General features: G+C 68.9%; 17 protein-coding genes. 6 read left to right on the forward strand and 11 right to left on the reverse strand.

Going from position 1 to position 21015, the window contains the following annotated elements; genetic code table 11:
* Positions 1–213: 213 nt before the first annotated feature.
* Complete coding sequence (locus VHS75_RS16040; RefSeq protein ID WP_329639618.1) at positions 214–2673, reverse strand: ribonucleotide reductase; 2460 nt, start codon at positions 2671–2673, stop codon at positions 214–216.
* A gap of 193 nt (positions 2674–2866) precedes the next feature.
* On the opposite strand from VHS75_RS16040, the gene VHS75_RS16045 reads away from it, so the two are divergent.
* Both VHS75_RS16045 and VHS75_RS16050 read left to right on the forward strand, forming a co-directional pair.
* Positions 2867–3256, forward strand: coding sequence for an NADH:ubiquinone oxidoreductase subunit NDUFA12 (locus tag VHS75_RS16045; RefSeq protein ID WP_329639647.1), 390 nt, complete (start codon positions 2867–2869; stop codon positions 3254–3256).
* 74 nt (positions 3257–3330) lie between these two features.
* Positions 3331–3870, forward strand: coding sequence for a DUF2155 domain-containing protein (locus tag VHS75_RS16050; RefSeq protein WP_329639619.1), 540 nt, complete (start codon positions 3331–3333; stop codon positions 3868–3870).
* Here VHS75_RS16050 and aat read toward each other — a convergent pair.
* The 5 genes from aat to aroQ all read right to left on the reverse strand — a co-directional run bounded on the left by aat (position 3810) and on the right by aroQ (position 8791).
* Positions 3810–4457, reverse strand: a complete 648-nt coding sequence (aat, locus tag VHS75_RS16055; protein WP_329639620.1) for a leucyl/phenylalanyl-tRNA--protein transferase — start codon at positions 4455–4457, stop codon at positions 3810–3812. The genes VHS75_RS16050 and aat overlap by 61 nt on opposite strands.
* A gap of 38 nt (positions 4458–4495) precedes the next feature.
* Positions 4496–6418 (reverse strand): CocE/NonD family hydrolase, encoded by a 1923-nt coding sequence (locus VHS75_RS16060; protein WP_329639621.1) that lies wholly within the window; start codon positions 6416–6418, stop codon positions 4496–4498.
* A 62-nt stretch (positions 6419–6480) separates the two neighbouring features.
* Positions 6481–7830, reverse strand: a complete 1350-nt coding sequence (gene accC, locus VHS75_RS16065; RefSeq protein WP_329639622.1) for an acetyl-CoA carboxylase biotin carboxylase subunit — start codon at positions 7828–7830, stop codon at positions 6481–6483.
* A 4-nt stretch (positions 7831–7834) separates the two neighbouring features.
* Positions 7835–8323 carry an acetyl-CoA carboxylase biotin carboxyl carrier protein gene (gene accB, locus VHS75_RS16070; RefSeq protein WP_329639623.1) on the reverse strand — a complete coding sequence of 163 codons (489 nt, stop codon included), beginning with the start codon at positions 8321–8323 and terminating at the stop codon, positions 7835–7837.
* A gap of 24 nt (positions 8324–8347) precedes the next feature.
* The gene (aroQ, locus tag VHS75_RS16075) at positions 8348–8791 is read right to left on the reverse strand and encodes a type II 3-dehydroquinate dehydratase (protein ID WP_329639624.1); all 444 of its coding nucleotides are present in this window, start codon (positions 8789–8791) and stop codon (positions 8348–8350) included.
* A gap of 79 nt (positions 8792–8870) precedes the next feature.
* Here aroQ and thiS point away from each other — a divergent pair, with 79 nt between their 5' ends.
* Positions 8871–9071, forward strand: coding sequence for a sulfur carrier protein ThiS (gene thiS / locus VHS75_RS16080; protein WP_329639625.1), 201 nt, complete (start codon positions 8871–8873; stop codon positions 9069–9071).
* A 1-nt stretch (position 9072) separates the two neighbouring features.
* Complete coding sequence (locus tag VHS75_RS16085; RefSeq protein ID WP_329639626.1) at positions 9073–9864, forward strand: thiazole synthase; 792 nt, start codon at positions 9073–9075, stop codon at positions 9862–9864.
* Here VHS75_RS16085 and VHS75_RS16090 read toward each other — a convergent pair.
* The 5 genes from VHS75_RS16090 to VHS75_RS16110 form a co-directional block, all read right to left on the reverse strand.
* Positions 9861–10283: a hypothetical protein gene (locus tag VHS75_RS16090; RefSeq protein ID WP_329639627.1), complete on the reverse strand. Its 423-nt coding sequence runs from the start codon at positions 10281–10283 to the stop codon at positions 9861–9863. The genes VHS75_RS16085 and VHS75_RS16090 overlap by 4 nt on opposite strands.
* Positions 10284–10314: 31 nt before the next feature.
* Positions 10315–11823, reverse strand: a complete 1509-nt coding sequence (locus VHS75_RS16095; RefSeq protein WP_329639628.1) for an FAD-dependent oxidoreductase — start codon at positions 11821–11823, stop codon at positions 10315–10317.
* 77 nt (positions 11824–11900) lie between these two features.
* Positions 11901–12653 carry a DsbA family protein gene (locus tag VHS75_RS16100; RefSeq protein WP_329639629.1) on the reverse strand — a complete coding sequence of 251 codons (753 nt, stop codon included), beginning with the start codon at positions 12651–12653 and terminating at the stop codon, positions 11901–11903.
* Between the two features lie 53 nt (positions 12654–12706).
* A complete protein-coding gene (locus VHS75_RS16105) occupies positions 12707–14116 on the reverse strand; it encodes a M48 family metalloprotease (RefSeq protein WP_329639630.1) in 1410 nt (469 codons plus the stop codon).
* Positions 14117–14157: 41 nt separating this feature from the next.
* The gene (locus VHS75_RS16110) at positions 14158–16818 is read right to left on the reverse strand and encodes a ribonuclease E/G (protein WP_329639631.1); all 2661 of its coding nucleotides are present in this window, start codon (positions 16816–16818) and stop codon (positions 14158–14160) included.
* 456 nt (positions 16819–17274) lie between these two features.
* Here VHS75_RS16110 and VHS75_RS16115 point away from each other — a divergent pair, with 456 nt between their 5' ends.
* Together VHS75_RS16115 and VHS75_RS16120 are read left to right on the forward strand one after the other, a co-directional pair.
* On the forward strand, positions 17275–18474 hold the full coding sequence (locus VHS75_RS16115) for an N-acetylmuramoyl-L-alanine amidase (RefSeq protein ID WP_329639632.1): 1200 nt from the start codon (positions 17275–17277) through the stop codon (positions 18472–18474).
* Between the two features lie 131 nt (positions 18475–18605).
* Positions 18606–20966, forward strand: a complete 2361-nt coding sequence (locus VHS75_RS16120) for a penicillin-binding protein 1A (protein WP_414694344.1) — start codon at positions 18606–18608, stop codon at positions 20964–20966.
* Positions 20967–21015: the final 49 nt, after the last annotated feature.

Raw genomic sequence — 21015 nt, forward strand, 5'->3', positions numbered from 1 at the left:
CTTGCAGGTTCCATGTGCCCGCCGGTGATCCAGGACGCCACTTAATTCGCGGTAATTGTTAAGGGCTTAGCCGCGAACGCCTATCAACTAGGTAGAGCCCCTCCCACTCACGATGGATCATCGTGAGTGGACAAGAAGGGCTCCAGGCGTAGACGATGACCCTGTTTTATCCCGGCTGACTTGATTCAAGTCAGCCGGGACAGGGTCTAAGCTTCAGGCGCCCAGATCCTCGCCCAAGCGGCCGGCGCGGACCCCGCAACTCTCGCAGATTAGCGAGACGCCCTTGCGCACCACGGACACATCGCCGCAGGCCGCGCAGACGTCGGCCGCTTCGTGCGCCGCCGGGCCGCTGGCGCGGTTGGCGCTGGGGAGGAAGACCAGGTTGTCCGGAGCTGCGCCGCGCGAAAAACCGCGCGAAATGAACCGCGAGGCCAGCTGCGGACCCTCGGGCTCAGGCGCCTCGCCGTCCAGCGCGTCGGCCTTGCCGCGGCCCATCCCGTCGGCGTTCAGCTCGCCGGGATCGCTCGTCGCCAGGTCCTTGCGGCCCAGGTAGGAGACGCCCAGTTCGCGGAAGATGTAGTCGAGAATCGAGGTCGCGGACCTGACCGTATCGTTGCCGGTCACCGGCCCCGCCGGCTCGAAGCGGGTGAAGACGAAGGCGTCGACGAACTCGTCCAACGGCACGCCGTATTGCAGGCCGATGGAGATCGCGATCGCGAAATTGTTCATCAGCGAGCGGAAGGCGGCGCCTTCCTTGTGCATGTCGATGAAGATCTCGCCGAGCTCGCCGTCGTCATACTCGCCGGTGTGCAGATAGACCTTGTGACCGCCCACCGCGGCCTTCTGGATATAGCCCTTCCGGCGGTCGGGCAGCTTGCGCCGCGTGCGGTCGCGCTCGATGACCCGCTCGACGATGCGTTCCTCGGGCTCCGGCGCGGCGCGGGACGGGCGCGCATCGCCGAGGCTGGGCAGGTCGAGGAACAGGTCGGCGGGCGGCGCGGCGCGGCGCACCAGAACCGCGCCGGTCGCGTTGTTGAGGGCCGCCAGCGCTTCGGCGGGCGTGGCGTTCCAGGTCAGCTCCACCTCGGCGATCCGCGGAACACCCAGCGCCAGGTCCAGCGCCTGGGCCATGGCGCGCACCGGCGCTTCGCCCAGCTCGGCGGCGCTGCGGAAGACCGCGCGGGTGATCGGCGTGAGGAATTCCGCCTCCGCCAGGCTGTCGCCGCCCAGCGCGTGGGCTTCGGCGGCGGCGACATCGGCGAGGCTGAAGCCCATCAGGGCCAGGAGATCGAACTGCGGGTCGGCCAGCTGCTCGGGCGTGGCGCCCATCACGTCGCGCAGGAAGCCCTCGCCGATCACCGCCGGGACGAAGGCCGCGGGCAGACGCCCGACCAGAGGCAAGGCGGCCTCAACGGCGGCGATTTCGTGATCGGTGAAGCCACGGGCCAGCAGGGCCGCGTGATTGACGCCCGGCGCGGCGCTCAGGTCGGCGCGGCCGAGCAGCAGGGCGTGGGCCTCGGCGACCTCGACGCCGGCCAGCGCCAGGCCGCGGGTGGCGGCCTCGCTCAGGCTCCGCACCGGCTCGCCGTCGGCGCTCTCGGCGAAGGACACCGGACCGCCCCAGGGTTCACCGGACAGCCGTCCGCCCCCCAGGCGCAGCTCGAGCTCCGGATCGCAGAACAGCGCCAGGTTCGCGCCGGCGCCCTCAATGGCCGCGGCAGCGGCGAGGTAGAGTTCGCGGGCGGTCTCGCGGGCCGCGTCGCTGTCGTAGTCCAGCCCGTGGGCCACCAGCCATTCGCCCAGACCGCCAAGCCCGACCACCGCCTCGCCGTCGCCGGATGCCGCCAGGGCCGCAGCCAGGAGCGCCGTGGCGGCCTCGAAGGCGTCGATGTCGAAACCGTCCGGCGACCAGAAGCCCATCAGGTCGACGCCGCCGCGCCAGGCGGTGTTGGCCGCGGCGATCGTCTCGGCGGCCGAGCGGCTTTGCGCCAGCACCACGGCTCCGGTCGCCCAGGCCGCCCGCGCCACGCCGGCGTCGGCGGGACCCACGACCACCAGGCGCGGCTCGATGGCGATCTCGGGCGCGGCGGCGTCCCAGGCGCTCTCGCCGTCACGGGCGAGCGCCACGGCCTCCAGGATCATGCCGTCCGGAGCGCCGGCAGCGCGGGCCGCCTCGGCGGCGCGGGCCAGGCTCGGGTTGGCCTGCGGGTCGGCGCAGGCCTCTCGGTCGCCCTCGCAGCGCAGGACGGCGTCCATCACCGCTTGCAGCCGTCGGCCAAGCTCCAGCGCGGACGCCTGAGCCGCGACCTGGCCCCGGTGCGCCGCGACCGCCTGTGGGATCAGCGGCGAGCCGGCGTCCACCACCGGCGTGGCCGCGTGCGCCGCCGGCGGCGAGATCGCGATGGTCCCGCTCAGCAGGGCCTCGGTCAGGCTGTCGCGAAAGTGCGTGCGAGCGCGGACGTCCTTGACCAGCCCCTTGGCCTGGGCGCGGACGGTGAGCTGCTCGACAACTTCGGCGATGGCGGCGGGGAGATCGGTTTCGCCGCTGGCCCAGTCGATCCAGGCGTCGAGCCGCGCATTGGTCCAGTGCGCTGGCGCCTGGGCCTCCACGACGCGTCCGCCGTGTTCCACGATCCGCGCCTCGATTCTCGTCCGCGATGCTTCGCGCGCCATCCGACGACTCCCTCGGGTGAGCCTAGGGCGCTCCGGTGGGCGCGAGCAATAGATGTTGCGGTCACGGGCGGGTTCATCCCCAACATCTTGCAGTCCGCGATGGTCCGGCGTGGCGCTGGACGCTCCAAATCGCCCCGCCTATAGTCCGGCCGCAACTCCTCCCCTCCCAGAGACGTCGCCTGTGCTGAATTTCCTGAAGTCGATCTTCACCTGGTGGAACGGCGCCACGATCGGCGCGCGTTTCCACATCGGCCGCCGCGGCGTCTATGTCGGCCAGGACGAGGGCGGCAACCGGTACTTCGAAGCGCGCGACAACTCCGACAGCTATGACGGGCGCAAGCGCCGTTGGGTGCTCTACAAGGGCTACGCGGACGCCTCGAAGGTGGCGGCGGAGTGGCATGGCTGGCTGCACTACACCTTCGACGAGCCGCCGACCGTCGAACCGTTCCTGATCAAGTCCTGGGAAAAGGACCATCTGCCGAACATGACCGGCACGATCCACGCCTACCGGCCGCAGGGCGCGCTTTCGCGGGGCGGCGAGCGCCAGAAGGCCACCGGCGACTACGAGGCCTGGGTCCCTTAGTCAGGTCAGGTCCGCTGTCCCCCCGACCGACATCGAGATCGCTTTTCCGCCTGGCGGCGCTGGCCGGCGTCGCCATGGCCGGGTTGGCCGTCGCGCAACCCGCGCCTGCGCCCGCGCCGACCGAGGCCGCGCCCAAGGCGATCCCAGCCGAGCCTGCGCCGCCCGCCAGCGCCCCGGCGCCGGCGCCGTCGGTCTCCGACAAGGCTGTGGAGGCGGCCCCGTCGCCGTCCACCGAGGCTAAGCCGCCGCCGGTCCCTGTGCGCCGCGCGCGCTACGACGTTGCGGTGATCGAGGCGCTGGACAAGGTGACCGCCGAAAGCCTGCGTTTCGAAGCCGCCGTGGGCCGGCCGGTCCGCTACAAGAGCCTGGTCTTCACCGTGAAGGCCTGCGAGCGCTCGGCGCCCGAGGAGGCGGTCGAGGACGCCATCGCCTATGTCACCGTCGACTCCCAGCCGCGCCCGGAGCCCGGCAAGTCGCCGCTGGCGCCGCGCCAGGCCTTCAAGGGGTGGATGTACGCCTCATCGCCCGGCCTGCATCCGCTGGAGCACCCGGTCTACGACGCCTGGCTGATCACCTGCAGGGCCGCGACCCCGCCGAGCGCGCCGGCGCCCTGAAAATCACCCTCCGCCGACATCGCCGTCGCCAGCCGCCGGTGATAGTCGCGCCGTGAGATCTCCACCGCGCCGAACTGGGTCAGGTGCGCAGTCATGAACTGGGCGTCCAGCAGCCGATAGCCGCCGGCGATCAGCCGAGCGACTAGGTGGACCAGGGCCACCTTGGAGGCGTCGCGGGCGCGGGAGAACATGCTCTCGCCGAAGAAGGCGCCATGCAGCGACACGCCGTAGAGCCCGCCCACCATCTCGCCGTCGCGCCAGCACTCGACGGTGTGCGCGAAGCCCCGTTCGTGCAGCTGGACGTAGAGGTCCTCGATCGGATGGTTGATCCAGGTCTCCAGCCGCCCCGGCCCGGCGGCGGCGCAGGCCTGCACCACCGCGCGGAAGGCGGTGTCGGTCCGGACCTCGAAGGGCTCGCCCCGTACGGTCCGCGCCAGGCGGTGGGCGACGTGGAACCCATCCAGCGGGATCACGCCGCGCCGTTCCGGGTCGATCAGGAAGACGCGCTCGTCCTCGCGCGCGTCGGCCATCGGGAAGACGCCGCGCGCGTAGCAGGACAGGAGATCGCGGGCGTCGAACTGCGCCATGGCCAAACTCTACAGGGCTTCGGCGGCGCGGGGCGAGCCTAGCCGCCGGGCGGAACGACGGGCAGGACGATTCGCGAGGCCATGTCCGGCGCCGCGTAGACCTTCTGGGTCGCGGTGACGAAGTCACCGGCCTTGGCGGCGTAGATGCTGGGCGTGAAGGTCTGCGGGTTGCGGTCGATCAGCGGGAACCAGCTCGACTGGATCTGCACCATGATCCGATGGCCCGCCTTGAACACATGGTCGCGGTCGCGCAGCGGCACGTCCCACTTCACCGGCTTGTTGGGGGTCAGCGCCTGCGGGTGTTCGTAGCTCGCCAGATAGCGTCCGCGACGCACCTCCATGGCGATCGGCAGCTCATAGCCGTTGGCGCTACGGGCGAACATGCCGGGCAGGGGACCGTCGTCCGCCGACCAGGGGGCCTTCTGGCCGGCCTCCGGCGTCACGTCGATCAGCTTGACCACGAAGTCGCTGTCGCTGCCCGAGGTCGAGGCGAAGAGCTCCGCCGCCACGGGTCCGGAGACGGTCAGGTCCTCCGTGAGTGGCGCGCTGACATAGGTCAGCACGTCGGGGCGATGGTCGACAAACCGCTGGTCGGCGGATTCCCAATAGCGCCAATCGCCGCCAGGATAGGTGGGCGAGATCGGACGGGCCCGATAGGGCACGGGATTGGCCGGATCGGAGACGTAAGCGCGGTGCGCGCCGGCCTCGCCTGGGCCAGGGGCCGTGAAGCTCAGAGTCCCGTTGGCGTGGAGATAGAGGCTGGTCGGCTTGGCGGCGGCCGGCGGCCAGGCGGCGTAGGTCTTCCAGGTGTTCGACCCGGTCTGGAACATGGTCGCCGCCCAGGCCGGCTTCTGGCCCTTGTCATGCAGCCAGTAGGCGAAGAACGGCGCCTCGATGTTCTCCCGGAAGGCGAGGCTGGTGTCCTGTCCCAGAGGCATCGCCCCGAGGGTCGAGACGCCGGCCCGCCAGCCGCCGTGGAACCAGGGCCCGGCGACCATCAGGTTAGTGTGCTTCGGATCGTTCTCCGCGGCGTGGCGGAAGATCTGCCAGGGACCCCAGGGGTCTTCCTGGTCCCAGAAGCCGGCGACGTTGAGGTTCGGAACGGTCGAGGCGTGCAGGGCGTGGACCCAGGCCTGGTTCTTCCAGAAGTCGTCGTAGTCCGGGTGCTCGATCGTCTCGTTCCAGTAGCGGATCTTGCCGTGGGTGTAGGCGTCGTTGAGCGTCGAGAGCGGCCCGGCGGCCAGGTACCATTCGTAGGTGTCCCATTTGTCGAAAGCGAAGTGAGTGTTGGCGTTCTTGTCCGCCTCTTCATAGACCGCATATTCGAAGTCGTAGCTGAGCCGCAGCGCGCCAAAGCGGTGATCGTCGTCGTTCATCCACTGGTCGACGGGCGAGGCCTGCTCGCTGACGGCTTTCAGCGCCGGATGCGGGCCGAGCAGGGTCACGCCGGCGGTCATGCCGTCATAGGAGACGCCGTAGATGCCGACGCGGCCGTTATTTCCGGCGACGTTCTTCACCAGCCAGTCGACGGTGTCATAGGCGTCACGGGTTTCGATGGTGCCTTTGCCCGGTTCGACCTTGGAGTCCTCCGAGAGGCTGAACTCGCCCTCGGACTTGAAGCGCCCGCGGATGTTCTGGATCACGAAGATGTAGCCGTCGGCGTAGAGCGAGGCGAGGCCGTGAGGGACCTCGGTATAGGCCTTGTCCGGCACGCCGTAGGGTGTGCGGCGCAGCAGGATCAGTAGGGGGCCAGTCGCGTTGGTCGGCGCCATGATCACGGTCTGCAGCCGCACGCCGTCGCGCATCGGGACCATGATTTCCTGGTAGGTGAACAGCGGCGCCGGAACGGTTCCCTTGACGACGATGGGTGGCGCGGTGGGCTGGGCGATCGCTGAGGCGCCGCCGGCCAGAACGGCCACAGCCACGGCCACGGCCACAATCCACGCCAGCACTGTCTTCATCGTCCGCCCCCAGAGTTTCCGCGAACGTAAGGCAAGGCGTCGTGCGCCGGAAGGCCGACCGGTCAGGCCGCGGACTGGGCCTTCATCCAGTTTTCCAGCCAGTGGATGTTGTAGTCGCCGGTCATGATGTCCGGCTGGGCCAGCAGCTCCTGGAAGAGCGGGATATTGGTGTCGATGCCGGCCACCACGATCTCGCCCAGGCAGCGGTTCAGCCTGGCGATGCACTCGGCGCGATCGCGCCCGTGGACGATCAGCTTGCCGATCAGGGAGTCGTAGAAGGGCGGGATCGTGTAGCCGGCGTAAAGCGCGCTATCCATCCGCACGCCCAGACCGCCGGGGGCGTGGTAGTCGGTGACCAGGCCCGGCGAAGGGGCGAAGGTCTTCGGGTTCTCCGCGTTGATCCGGCACTCGATGGCGTGACCCTCGAAGACCACGTCCCGCTGAGCGAAGGAGAGCGGCAGGCCTGCGGCGATGCGGATCTGCTCGCGCACCAGGTCGATGCCGGTGATGGCCTCGGTGACGGGGTGCTCCACCTGTAGGCGGGTGTTCATCTCGATGAAGAAGAACTCGCCGTTTTCGTAGAGGAACTCGATGGTCCCGACGCCGAGGTAGCCGATCGCCTTGATGGCGTCGACGACCACCTTGCCAATCCTCGCGCGAGTCTCGGCGTCGATGGCGGGCGAGGGCGCCTCTTCAAGCACCTTCTGGTGGCGCCGCTGCAGCGAACAGTCGCGTTCGCCCAGGTGGCAGACATTGCCGAAGCTGTCGGCGATCACTTGCACCTCGATATGCCGCGGCGTCTGGAGGTATCGCTCCATATAGACCGCGTCATCGCCGAACGCCGCCTTGGCCTCGGAACGGGCAGTGGAGACCGCCTCGTAGAGATCGTCCTGGGTCTGGGCGACCTTCATGCCACGCCCGCCGCCGCCGGCCGCGGCCTTGATCAGCACCGGGAAACCGATGTCCTTGGCCGCCGCGAAGGCTTCCTCTTCCGTGGTCACCGCCCCGTCGGAGCCGGGCACCACCGGGATGCCGGCGGCCTTCACCGCCTGCTTGGCGGTGATCTTGTCGCCCATCATCTTGATGTGCTCGGGCTTGGGCCCGATGAAGGTGAAGCCGTGGGCGCCGACGATCTCGGCGAAACGCGCGTTTTCCGAAAGAAAACCGTAGCCTGGATGGATCGCCTGAGCTCCGGTGATCTCGGCGGCGGCGATGATCGAGGGGATGTTCAGATAGCTCTTGGCCGCGGACGGCGGGCCGATGCACACGCTCTCGTCGGCGAGCCGCACCCACATGGCGCCGCTATCGGCCTCGGAGTGCACGGCGACGGTGGAAATGCCCATCTCCTTGCAAGCGCGGTGCACGCGAAGGGCGATCTCGCCTCGGTTGGCGATGAGAATCTTCTCAAACATGAGCTTAGCCGATGACCGCGAGCGGCTCGCCGAACTCCACGGGTTGGCCATCCTCCACCAGGATCGCCACGATCTTGCCGGCCTTGGGCGCGGGGATCGGGTTCATAGTCTTCATGGCCTCGATGATCATCAGGGTCTGGCCCGCGGCCACCGTGTCGCCCACCTTGACGAAGGGGTCCGCGCCGGGCTCGGGCTGCAGGTAGACGCTGCCGACCATAGGCGACTTTACCTCGTCGCCGCTGGCGCGGGCGGGCACGGCAGGCTCGACGCCCATAGCCGGAGCCGCTGCGGCGGCGGCAGGCGCAGCGAGCGCGGCCGGCGCGGCGGCATAGGCCATCGGCGCCGCGGTCAGGGTCTTGGCGACGCGGATTTTCAGGCCGGAATGCTCGACTTCGATCTCCGACAGGCCGGTTTCCGTCAGGATGTCGGCCAGTCTGCGCACCAAGCGCGCGTCGATCGGATCGGCGGCGGGGGCCTTGGGGGGGCTAGCCATGGAAATACCTTCGCTTCTTATCTTTTAAGCTTGGCGGGTGAGGCCCGCGGCGGCCTCGACGGCCAGTTCATAGCTCGCGGCGCCGAAACCCGACACGACACCGGTCGCTGCGAGGGAGACGTAGGTCTGGTGGCGGAACGCCTCGCGTGCGGCGGGGTTCGACAGGTGGCACTCGATCACCGGCACGCCGACCATCTTCAGCGCGTCGAGGATCGCCACCGAGGTGTGGCCATAGCCGGCCGGGTTGATCACCACGGCGGAGGCCTTCTCGCGGGCTTCCTGGATCCAGTCGATCAACTCGCCCTCGTGGTTCGATTGCCGGAACACGACGGTGCGGCCCAAGGCCGACGCGCGGGCTTCACAGAGCCTGCGCACGTCTTCCAAGGTCTGATGTCCGTAAATCTCCGGCTCGCGGGCGCCCAGGAGGTTGAGATTGGGCCCGCTCAGCACATAGATCGGTTTCGACATTCGGCTCCGCCGTCGATTCCGCCGTCTTGTACCGGTAGGGCGTCGGGGTCACAAGCTTAGTGGATTTCGAGGGCCAAGCATGAACCTGACCGTCAATGGAGAGCCCCGCACTTTCGAGCCGCTGCCGCACCTGGCGGCTCTGGTTTCGGCGCTGGGGCTCGATGGGCGCAAGGTGGCGATCGAGCGCAATCTGGAGATCGTGCCGCGTTCGGCCTATCTGAAGACCGCGCTCGCCGACGGCGACCGGATCGAGATCGTGCACTTCATCGGAGGCGGCTGACATGGACGGATCGACCCACGCAGCGCCGGACACCTGGACCGTCGCCGGCCGCACCTTCACCTCGCGGCTGATCGTCGGCACCGGTAAGTACAAGGACTACGCCGAGAACGCCGCCGCCGCGGAGGCCGCGGGTGCGGAGATCGTCACGGTGGCGCTGCGCCGCGTGAACCTCTCGGATCCCAGCCAGCCAATGCTGGTGGACTATGTGAAGCCCGACCGCTTCACCTTCCTGCCCAACACCGCCGGTTGCTTCACCGGCGAGGAGGCGGTCCGCACCCTGCGCCTGGCCCGCGAGGCCGGTGGCTGGGACCTGGTGAAGCTGGAGGTCTTGTCCAACACCAAGCACCTGCTGCCGGACATGGAAGAGACGCTGCGGGCGCTCAAACTGCTGATCGCCGACGGCTTCCAGGTGATGGTCTATTGCTCGGACGACCCGGTCTATGCGCTGAAGCTGGAGGAGGCCGGGGCCGCGGCGATCATGCCGGCGGCGGCGCCCATCGGCTCGGGCCGCGGCATCCAGAATTTCCTGAACCTCGGGCTGATCATCGAGCAGGCGAAGGTGCCGGTGCTGGTCGACGCCGGCGTCGGCACGGCCTCGGACGCGGTGCTGGCCATGGAAGCCGGCTGCGACGCGGTGCTGATGAACACCGCCATCGCCGGCGCCAAGGACCCGATCCGCATGGCGGTCGCCATGAAGCACGCGGTGATCGCCGGGCGCGAAGCCTTCCTCGCCGGACGGATGGCCAGGAAGTCCTACGCCGATCCCTCCTCGCCGATGGCGGGGCTGATCTAGCTCTGCGTTTTGAACTTCGAGTGGCAGGCGGTGCAGGTGTCGCCGAGGTCGTTGGCGGCCCTGGAGAAGGCCGCGCCGTCCTTCGTCATCGCGGCCTTTTCGGCGTCGCCGGTCAGTTTGGCGAAATCGGCGGCGGACTTGGCCCAGACCGGGCCCTTGGCCTTGTTCTCGGCGCTGTTCAGGTTGGCAGCCGGGGCTTTCAGCTTCTGAGCCGCCGCCAGGGCCTCCGCCCAGCGCGCCGCGGAGACCTTGGCGGCGTCCGGGCCGTTGGCCGGATCGACGTCGCCGCCGACCGCGAAGATGGTGGTGGTGGCCGGATCGACCACGGCCTTCATCTCGGCCTTGATGTCGGCGCCCGCGGCCAGAGCGGCGCCGGCGAGCGACAGGGTCAGGGCGGCGATCAAGGAAACACGACGCATCGGGCGAACCTCTGGGGACAATCGGCCGAGCTTAGGCGGATTGCGCGCCCTGGGCGACCCGCTGGATGTCGAGGTCCGGCGACAGGCCGAGACCTGACAGCATCTCCTGGCGCTCCGGCCCGCCCCGCGGGCGGTAGGCCGCGGCGTTGCGGGCTTTGCCGCGCGCCCAGTAACCCAGCACCTTGACCAGGTTCCTGGGCCGCTTCAGCCAGGCCTGCGGGTCCTCGAGCATGTGGAAGCCGCGCAGGGCGGCGCGGAACAGGTCGACGTCGGAGCGGACGGCGATGGCCACGCCGTCCTCCAGGAAGGCCTTGGTGACGCGGCTCTTCAGACTGGGCTGATAGCCGGGCGTCAACGCCTGGCGGGCCCGGCGGATGGCGCTGCGGTCGGCGTCGCGCATGGCCTTGTAATAGGGGCCAAGCTCGGTCTCGACGCGGCGTTGATAGGCCTCCAGCCGCGCGGCGGGATCCTCGAACATCTGCACCGCGTCACGCAGCAGATGCGCGCTGACCGCCGCGAACGAACAGCCGCGGCCATAGAGCGGGTTCGAGCGCACATGGCTATCGCCGACCGGGAAGAAGCCGAGGACTGCGGCCTTGCCGCCCGGCGCGAAGTCCCGCCAGCGGCTCTGCAGGTCACCCATGCCGAAGACGCGGCTGATCGGCGTCGCCGTTGCAGGATCGACCCACGGCTCCAGGCCCGGCAACCGGGCGCAGACGCCGTCGAATGTCACCGGATCGACGATCTTCTTGCGTAACTCTTCCTCGACCTGCGGCACGCAGAGCGTGACTGAGAAACAGCCGTTGTCCGCCGGGAAGACCCCGAATTTCAGGTATTCCAGATCGCCGGTCAGCGGCGCCTTGCCGCGCGGCGGCTCGGCGACGCCAGGGTTCAGCCGATAGTGGCGGGTGAAGTAGAGGATGCCGCAGTCCTCAGATTCCTCGGAGATCGCGGCGCCGGCTTCGCGAAGTTGCTCGATGGCGTCGGAGGTGCGGCCCGCGGCGTCGACGACGATGTCGGCAGAGAGTTCGTGCGTTCCTTCGGCGTCTTCTACGACCACGCCGGTCACCCTTGGGATCGGGCCCGGGGCGATCGTCAGCGCCTTCACGAACGCGCCCGAACGAATGACCAGATTGGGTTGGCGGGCCACATAGCGGCGCATGATCAGTTCGAGCGTGGTGCGCCGGCTGGTCAGCACCGCCAGGTCGCGGTCCACCGGCTCGGGCGCGTAACTGCGCTTGTGGATATCGGTCAGGCCGCCCTCGAACCCAAGGTCGCGGCAGCCGGCGGTGAGCAGCTCCTCCAGCAACTCAGGATGCTGGTTGCGGATCAGCAGGCGCAGGCGGGCCAGGAAGGCGTGGCTGTGGCGCAGGTGCCCGACGCCGCGCCGCGCCCAGTTGTCGAACGCCGCGTCCGCGCCGCCCTCCGGCGGCGGCGGATCGCGCTCCAGCAAGGTGACCTGCCGCCCGGTCGGGGCCAGCGCCAGCGCCGTCCAGAGCCCGGCCATGCCGGCGCCGATCACCAGCACCCGTTGGGTCATTTCGCCCGCTCCCGCGTCTCAGGGACGCAGACTACGCCAAGTTGGGCCTGCCTCTGGGTCAAGGCGCCGCGTCTCACTCAGCTGGCGCTCTTCACCGGCCCGGAGCCACCCTTGGCCGCGGCGATGGCGGCCTTGAGCGCGGGAATATCGGCGCCGGGGATCATGACGTCACCGACGATGAAGGCTGGCGTGCCTTCGATCTTCAGGTTCACGGCGAGCGCATGGGTGTCGAGCAGCTGGCGCTCGATCAGCGGATGTTCGCCGTCCTTGCGGGCCGCGGCGGCGTCGACGCCAATCTCGGCGAGATGGCGGTCGAGGGCCGCGTCGTCCAGCGCCTTCTCGCTCATCAGCGCCTGGTAGAGCTGCACGCCCTTGGCCTTGGCCTCACGGGTCAGGGCGACCTTGGCGGCGGTGTCGGAGACCTCGCCGAAGATCGGGAATTCCTTGAAGACGAAGCGCACGTCGGGGTTCTGATCGATCAGCTTGACCACCTCCGGCGCGGCCAGCTTGCAGTAGCCGCAGCGGTAGTCGAAGAACTCCACCACCGTGACCTTGCCGTTGGGATTGGCCACGAAGTCGCGCGGGTCGTGCTCCAGCTGGCCGCGGAACTTGGCGATGGCGTCGGTGGAGGCTTTGGTCGCTGCGAGACGATCGTTTTCCGCGAGCTTCTCGCCGGCCTCGCGCAGCACCTCCGGGTGGGCCAGCAGATAGGCGTGGACCCGCTTGTCGAAGGCGGCGTCATCGACTTTCTGACAGGCGGAGAGGCCGGCGGCGGACAGGGCCAGAATGGCGAGGGCAGGGGCCAGGCGGCCGCGAAGCAAAGGTCTCATGCCAGCCAGATAGGACGGATCGGCGCCTTTTGCGAGGCGATCCAGCTTCGCCGTCAATGGACCTGGCTGGTGATCGTCAGGCCCTGGCCGCCGCCGCGGCGCAGCTCGTCGCCGGTGGGCTGGGCGACCAGCACGATGTCGGTGGCGCGCCGCCAGTCGGCGCTGTCCTTCGGCAGCCGGTCCCGGGCGCGGATGGCGAACTGGCGCGCCAGGACCATGTTGCCGACGTTGAATTGGAACTCGGCTGTGGCGAGACGGGCCAGCCCCTCGTCGCCGTGCTTGTCATAAGCCTCGGCGAGGACCCGCCAGGCGGCGGCGTTGTCCTGCTCCTGGGTCAGGGCCTTCTTGAGCTCGGCGATGGCTTCCTCGGTCTTCGGCCGGCTGTTGAGCGCGATCAGGGTCTGGCCGAGGTTGATCCGCAGCAACGGCGCGTCGGGACGCAATTCCACGGACTTGCGTTGCGGCGCCTCGGCCCCTTCGACCTGGCCGAACTCGAACATGATCTGGCCCTTCAGCTCGTAGAGGAAGGCGTTGTCCGGTTGCTCGGCGATCAGGGCGTCGACCCGTTTCAGGGCCTTCTCCGGCTCCTTCAACTGGTAGTAGGCGATCGCCCGGGCGTAGCGCGCGGGATAGGACATATCCTTCTCGTCGAACTTGTTGAGCGAGGCCTGCGGATTGATGAACCCCTCCAGCTTGGCCTTCATGATCTCGTGCTCGGAGACCGCCTCGGGACTGTCCTTCTTGTAGTAGTGCGGCATGGCCGACACCCGGACCTGCAGCGCCTCGATCCGGTCCGAGGACAGCGGGTGGTCGATGAAGAACTTGTAGCGACGATACTGGGCGAAGACCTCCTGGTAGCGGAACTTGTCGAAGAACTCGACGAGGCCGCGGCCGGACAGACCGGCCTTTTCCATATAGGTGGCGCCGGCCTGGTCGGCGCGGGCCTCCTGCTCGCGGCCAAAGCCGGCCGCGCCCAGGGCACCGAAATAGGGCGCGCTTGAAATCAGGCCGGCAGCGGCCTCGCCGGACCCGGCGATCGCCGCCAGGACGCCCAGGCCCATGGTCAGGATCATCGGCACCATGCCGGCTCGTTGATAGTCGCCGGAGCGGAAGCTGTGGCCGCCGGCCAGGTGGCCGATTTCGTGGGCGATGACGCCCTCAAGCTGGTTGGGATTGTCCGATTCGAGGATCAGGGCCGTGGTGACCATCATCACCCCGGGAGCGGCGGCGGCGTTGGGTTCCTTGGAGCCGACCAGGACCACCTGGATGCCCTTGGGGTCGATGCCGGCGGCCGTAAAGATCGGCGCCGCGTCGCGGTGCAGGATCTCCTCAATCTCGGTGTCGCGGATCAGGCTGTCGCCCGGCAAGAACTGCGCCGCGGCGATCCCCGGCCTCAGCACGGTGCTGAAGGCCAGGGTCGCGGCGAGTGCGATTCGGAAAACCGGACGGGCAGGAGCGGCCATGCTCAACTCTCGACGACGCCCCCCGTCCGGAACCTAGCGCGTCACCCGCGCCGCCACCAGCCTTTGCGTGGCGCGACGGGCGGGGCGGAGATCTCCGCCGGGTCCGGCTCGCTCGGCGCAATCGCCACAGGCGCCGGTTCCGGTTCCGGCGGCGCCTTTGACGGCCCGGGCTCGGCGACCACTTCCAGCGCCGGCTCGGCCACGACCGGCTTGGCCTTGGCGCGGCTGGCGCGCGGCTTCTTGGCGGCCGGCGCCGCCTCGGCCATCATCGGCTCCGGTTCCGGCGCGGGTTCGGGCTCCGGCGCGGCGACCGCTTCAGGTTCCGGCGTGGACCTCGGCGCCTCGGCCTCGGCAGGCTCAGCGCCGCCACGTCCACGTCCACGGCCACGGCGCGAACGCTTCGGCCGGTCGTCGGCGGCGGGCAGCTCGACCCACACTTCTTCGTCGCCGCCGTCGGCGCGGCGGGCCGTTGTGGTCGGGGCGGGGGCCGCAGCCTCCGCCGCCACCCGCGGGGCCTCGCGCACGTCGTTGGCCGGGCTTGGGGCCGGCGCGGGCGCCTGGGCCTTCTTCATGTCTTCCGAAGGGTCGTACCAGACGAACGGATCGTCGCCATAAGGCACCCAGGGCCGGGTCCAGGAGAAGGCATCGGTCGGGCGGCTGTCGTCGCGCATCCGGCGACCGCCGCGGCGGCCGCGGCGGCGGCGGCGGCCTTCGCCGCCTTCGCTGTCGTCACGCGGACCTTCGGCGGGACGGGGCGCGCCGCCGGCGGTGGCTTCGCGCGGCTCGCGCGGTTCGCCATCGCGGCGGCCGCGACGGCGGCGACGGCGACCGCGGTGGGCGCCTTCGCCCTGCTCGCCGTCGTCGTCGCGGCGCGGGTGTTCGGCGCGGGCGTGCGGCTCGTCGTCGTCGGTGTCCTCGCGCTCGAGGGCCTCCTCGTCTTCTTCTTCCTCTTCCTCGTCTTCGAAGGCTTCGTCATCGTAGCCGTCGTCGACCATCGGCGCATAGGCCGCGGCGGGGGCGGCGACCACGGCGTGGTCGGGCCGCTGTTCCATCGAGGTGCGTTCGATCAGGCAGTCGGCCTGGGTCATGTCGTCGTCGACCATGACGGTGACGAACAGGCCCAGGGTCTGCTGCAGCCGCGCCAGGTGGGCGCGCTTTTCGTTGAGGATATAGAGGCCGACCGCGCGCGGTGTCTTCAGCGTCGCCTCACCGCCGCCCTTCAGGGCCTCAAGCTCAAGGCTGCGCAGGGCGGCCAGGGCGCTGGACTCCACCGAGCGGACCCGCCCGGTGCCGCCGCAATGCTCGCAAACATGGGTGGTGCCCTCCAGCACGCCGCTGCGGCGGCGCTGGCGGGAGATTTCCATCAGGCCGAAGGCGGAGATCTTGCCCATCTGCACGCGGGCGCGGTCGTCCTTTAGGCAGTCCTTCAGCTTCTTCTCGACGGCGCGGTTGTTCTTCGACTCATCCATGTCGATGAAATCGATGACGATCAGGCCGGCTAGGTCGCGCAGGCGAAGCTGACGGGCGGCCTCTTCGGCCGCTTCCATGTTGGTCTTCAGCGCGGTGGCTTCGATATTGCGTTCGCGAGTGGACTTGCCGGAGTTCACGTCGACGGCCACCAGGGCCTCGGTCTGGTTGATCACCAGATAGCCGCCCGAGCGCAGGGGCACGACCGGCGAATAGATCTGGCTGAGGTGATCCTCGACCCGGTGCTTGACGAACAGCGGCGTCGGCTCGGTGTAGTGCTGAACCTTCTTCGCCTGGCTGGGCATCAGCATGCGCATGAACTCGCGCGCTTCCTTGAAGCCGGCCGCGCCCTCGACGAAGACACCGTCGATGTCCTTGTCGTAGAGGTCGCGGATCGCCCGCTTCACTAGGTCCTCTTCCTCGTAGATGAGGGCCGGCGCGATGGAGTGCAGCGTGGTCTCGCGAATATTTTCCCATAGGCGCAGCAGGTAGTCGTAGTCGCGCTTCAGCTCGGCCTTGGTCCGCTTGGCGCCGGCGGTGCGCACGATCAGGCCCATGCCCTGCGGCACGTCCAGGCTCTGGACGATGCCCTTCAGGCGGCGGCGGTCGGTGGCGGTCTCGATCTTGCGCGAGATGCCGCCGCCCCGGGCGGTGTTGGGCATCAAGACACCATAGCGGCCGGCCAGCGACAGGTAGGTGGTCAGGGCCGCGCCCTTGTTGCCGCGCTCTTCCTTGACGACCTGCACCAGCATGATCTGCCGGCGGCGGATCACTTCCTGGATCTTGTACTTGCGCATCAGCCGGCGGCGGCGGCGCGCAACCTCTTCCTCCATGACGTCGTCGTCGTCCTCGGAGGCGGCTTCGTGATCCTCGTCCTCATCGTCGGACGCGCCCTCAGAGGCGTCGGCGGCCTTGCGGCGGCCGCGCGGCTCGTGATGCTCGTCCTCTTCCTCGGCTTCCTCGCGCATCAGCGCTTCGCGGTCGGCGACCGGGATCTGGTAGTAGTCGGGGTGGATTTCGTTGAAGGCCAGGAAGCCATGGCGATTGCCGCCATACTCGATGAAGGCCGCCTGCAGCGACGGCTCAACGCGCGTCACCTTGGCGAGATAGATGTTCCCTCTGAGCTGCTTACGGTTTGAGCTTTCGAAATCGAACTCTTCAACGCGGGTTCCGTCGACCACCACCACACGCGTTTCTTCCGCGTGGGCAGCGTCGATCAACATGTTCTTGGACATTCAAATTATCTCCGCAGCGCGCTCTGGGCTTTCGGACCAGGCGCAGCTCGCTGTTTGTGGGATGGACGCGCGCGCCGGCGGAGAGGGCGCCGCGAACGGCGTCTCCGGAGGCCTGAGGCCGGTATGTGGCGTGAGCAGCGCTGCCCATCGAGTGTGTTCCTAGGCGCGCCGGAATGGCGCGGATCGGATAGGGCGTCGCTCGCCGGAAAACGGTCAGCTGACGCGGGCTTTTGTTCGCGCGACCCTTCGCCCCGCATGACGCGAGAGGCGGTTTGGCGCGCGAAGGGACATTGCAACACCAGGCGGCAAAAGGAAAGCCGAACCGCAAAGGTCGCACCCGGCAAGGTGTGGTTAATCTTTTATCCACCGGCTCAGCGCGTATATGGCTGTTGTATTGAGGAATTGAAGAACTCCTCCAGGGGCTGAAGTCGAATGCGGTTGGGGGCAGGGGTCCTGATGCGGAACCGGGGGCGCGTGGCGATCGCCGCGGCGGCCGCTGTGGCCGTGGGCCTGGCCGGCGCCGTGGCCTCGCACGCGGCCGGAGCCGTAGGCGGCCTGCTCAAGGTGCGTCTGGGCGGCGATTCCCAACAGACCCGTCTCGTGATGGATATCGACCAGGCTGCCAGCGCGCGTCTGGTGGCCGACGGCGCCGATGACGGCCATGTTGTCCTTGTGCTGCCGACCATTTCCGCCGCGGGCGGGCTTCAGGGGCTGGGCCAGGGCCTGGTGAAGGCCTGGTCCGTCGATCAGACGTCCGGCGGCGCGCGCCTGCAGCTGGACCTGGCGCCCGACGCCAGGATCAAGGGCCGCTTCCTGCTGCCGCCGGCCGACGGCGTCGATCACTACCGCTATGTCGTAGATGTGATCTATCAGCCGGGCCAGGTGCGGATGACCAGCGCCAAGGTCTCCGCGATCCCGGTGGCGTTGAAGCTGCGCCCGCAGATCATTCCGACGATCACCCACGCCGCGCCGATTTCGCTGAAGAAGGTCATCGTCATCGACCCGGGCCACGGCGGCCACGATCCCGGCGCGTCCGGCGCGCAGGGCTTCGAGAAGGACGTGAACCTGGCGGCGGCGATGGCGCTGAAGGAGCGGCTGGAACGTTCGACCCGCTACCAGGTGGTGCTGACCCGCAACGACGACACCTATGTGCCGCTGCAGGACCGGGTGCGGATCGCGCAACGGGCCGGCGCCGATCTCTTCATCTCGCTACACTCCGACTCGGGCGGCGACGCCAGCGTGCGGGGCGCGAGTGTCTATACGCTTTCGGACAAGGCCTCGAACCGCGCCGCCCGCTTCGTGAAGCAGGACGACTGGTTCATGAAGGCCAGCCTGACCGGCGACCGCGGGGTGCAGGACATCCTCTTCGACCTGACTCAGCGCAACACCAAGAACCGCTCGGCGGCCTTCGCCAACACCCTGGTCAGCCACATCGACGGCAAGACGCCCCTGCTGCGCCGCAGCCAGCGCGACGCCGGCTTCATGGTGCTGCTGGCCCCCGACGTGCCGGCCGTCCTGCTGGAAATGGGCTTCGTCACCAATGCCGAGGACGAAGAGTTCCTGCGCGACCCCGCGCAGCGCAAGCGGCTGATGAGCTCAGTCGGCGACGCCATCGACGACTACTTCGCCGAAGCGACGCGACTCGCGTCGCGCTGACGCAGGCGCCGCGCGCGCCCGTTGGCGCCGCATCCGAAGCCGGTTAGACCGGGCCCTATAGGGGCGGGGCGCCTCTGGAGGCCGTTAGTCCATTGGATTTTCCCCGCGAAAGATGGGTCGCGATCGCCGGCGTGACGGTGCTGAGCCTCATCGCCGTGGCGGGCTTCGCCGTCGCCATCTGGGCCGCGTGGCTGTTCCACGACATGCCCGACGCCTCCGACCTCGCCGACTACCGCCCGCCGACCGCGACGCGCGCCTATGCCTGGGACGGCACCCTGATCGGGGAGTTCTCCCGCGAACGGCGGATCTTCGTGCCCTACGACAACATCCCGCCGCAGCTGGCCCAGGCCTTCCTGGCGGCGGAGGACCGCAACTTCTTCAAGCACGCGGGCCTAGACTACACCGGCATCATCCGCGCCAGCGCCAAGGACATCATCAACCTGGCGCAAGGGCGGCGGCTGGAGAGCGGCTCGACGATCACCCAGCAGGTGGCCAAGAATATCCTTTTGACCAACGACGCGACGATCGGGCGCAAGCTGAAAGAGGCGCTGATCGCCCAGCAGCTTGACCACACGCTGTCGAAGGAGCGCGTGCTCGAGCTCTATCTGAACGAGATCTGGCTGGGCTACCGCTCCTATGGCGTGGGCGCGGCGGCCTACAACTACTTCGGCAAGTCGATCACCGACCTGGACCTGGCCCAGTCGGCCTATCTGGCCTCGCTGCCCAAGGGGCCGGACAATTATCATCCGATCCGGCGCAAGGCGCAGGCGATGCAGCGGCGCAACTGGGTGCTGGACCAGATGGCCGAGGCCGGCTGGGTGACCCGCGCCCAGGCCAACGCCGCCAAGCAGGAAGACCTGGTCGTCCAGCCGGAGCCGACGCGGGCCAAGTACCGTGACGCCGACTACTTCGTCGAAGAGGTCCGCCGCCGGGGGCTGGCCACGCTCGGGCCGAAGCTGACCGAGGGTGGCTACTACATGCGCACGACGCTCGATCCACGCCTGCAGAGCGCAGCGCGCACGGCGCTGATGGACGGGCTGGAGCGCTACGATCATCGCCACGGCTGGCGCGGGGCCTGGGGCCATGTGGCGACGCTGACCGGGTGGGAGCAAGTGGCGAAGAACACCGTGACGCCCGCCGAGCGCCGCACCTGGCGCGCCGCCGTGGTCGAAGACGTCAAGGGCGGCGTGCGGATCAAGACCGTCGAGGGGCAGTCCGGAATGCTGTCGCCAGAGGATGTCGCCTGGGCGCGGGCCGGCAAGGGCATCGGCGCTGGCGACCTGATCTTCGTGGCCCCCGACGACAAGGGCGGCGCGGACTTCCGCCTGAAGCAGGTGCCGGCGGTGAACGGCGCCCTGGTGGCCATGGACCCCGAGTCCGGCCGGGTTCTGGCCATGGTCGGCGGCTATTCCTTCTCGCTCTCCAGCTTCAACCGCGCCACCCAGGCCTTCCGTCAGCCGGGCTCGGCCTTCAAGCCCATCGTCTACGCCACGGCTCTGGAGAGCGGCTACACGCCGGCGAGCATCGTCGTTGACGGTCCGATTTCGCTGCCCGGCGCCAACGGCCAAGCCTGGACACCGGAGAACTACGAGCACGAGTACCTGGGCCCGCTGCCGCTTCGCAAGGGCCTGGAGCTGTCGCTGAACACCATGACCGTCCGCCTGGCCCAGGGCGTCGGCATGCCGAAGATCAGCGCCTCGGCCATCCGCCTGGGCGTGGTGACCAAAATGGAGAACGTGCTGGCCATGGCGCTGGGCGCCGGGGAGACCACGGTGTTCCGCCTGACCGGAGCCTATTCCGCCTTCGTCAACGGCGGCCGCAAGATCGAGCCGCACCTGATCGAGCTGGTGCAGGACCGCGAGGGCAAGACCATCTTCAAGGCCGACCAGCGCGACTGCGACCGCTGCACGATGGGCTTCAACGGCGACGAGAGCCCGCGCGTCCCGCCGAGCGGCGCTCAGGTCTGGGACCCGATCACCGCCTACCAGATCACCTCGATGCTGCAGGGCGTCGTCCAGCGGGGCACCGGCGCCGCCGCCAGCGTTCTCGGCCGGCCGACCGGCGGCAAGACCGGCACCACCAGCGAATTCCGTTCCGCCTGGTTCGTGGGTTTCACGCCGCACATCGTGGTTGGCACCTACATCGGGTTCGACGACAATCGCAGCCTCGGCGAGGGCGAGCAGGGGGCCCGCGCAGCCCTGCCAATCTTCATCGGCTTCATGCAGGAGGCGAACAAGTATTTCGCTCCCGACGACTTCCGCGCGCCGCCCAACGCCCGCTACGCCATGGTCCGCGGCATCCGCGAGGCGTTCAAGCCCGGCACCGAGCCCAAGCTCGTCGATGACAGCCTCACCGGGCCGCAGCCCTACGACCAGGTGTTCGGCAATGGGGTCACCGGCGCGCCCAACGCCGCGGCCGCGGTGAACCCTCTGGCGCCGGTCCCGCCGAAGCCGCCGGCCAAGAAGGACGAGGTCAACGGCTTGTACGATTGAGCCCCGAGCGCGGCTGGCCGCGCTCGAATCTTTGCAGGAATCTTGAGCA

It is taken from the genome of Phenylobacterium sp. (genome assembly GCF_036264965.1).
GTDB lineage: Bacteria > Pseudomonadota > Alphaproteobacteria > Caulobacterales > Caulobacteraceae > Phenylobacterium.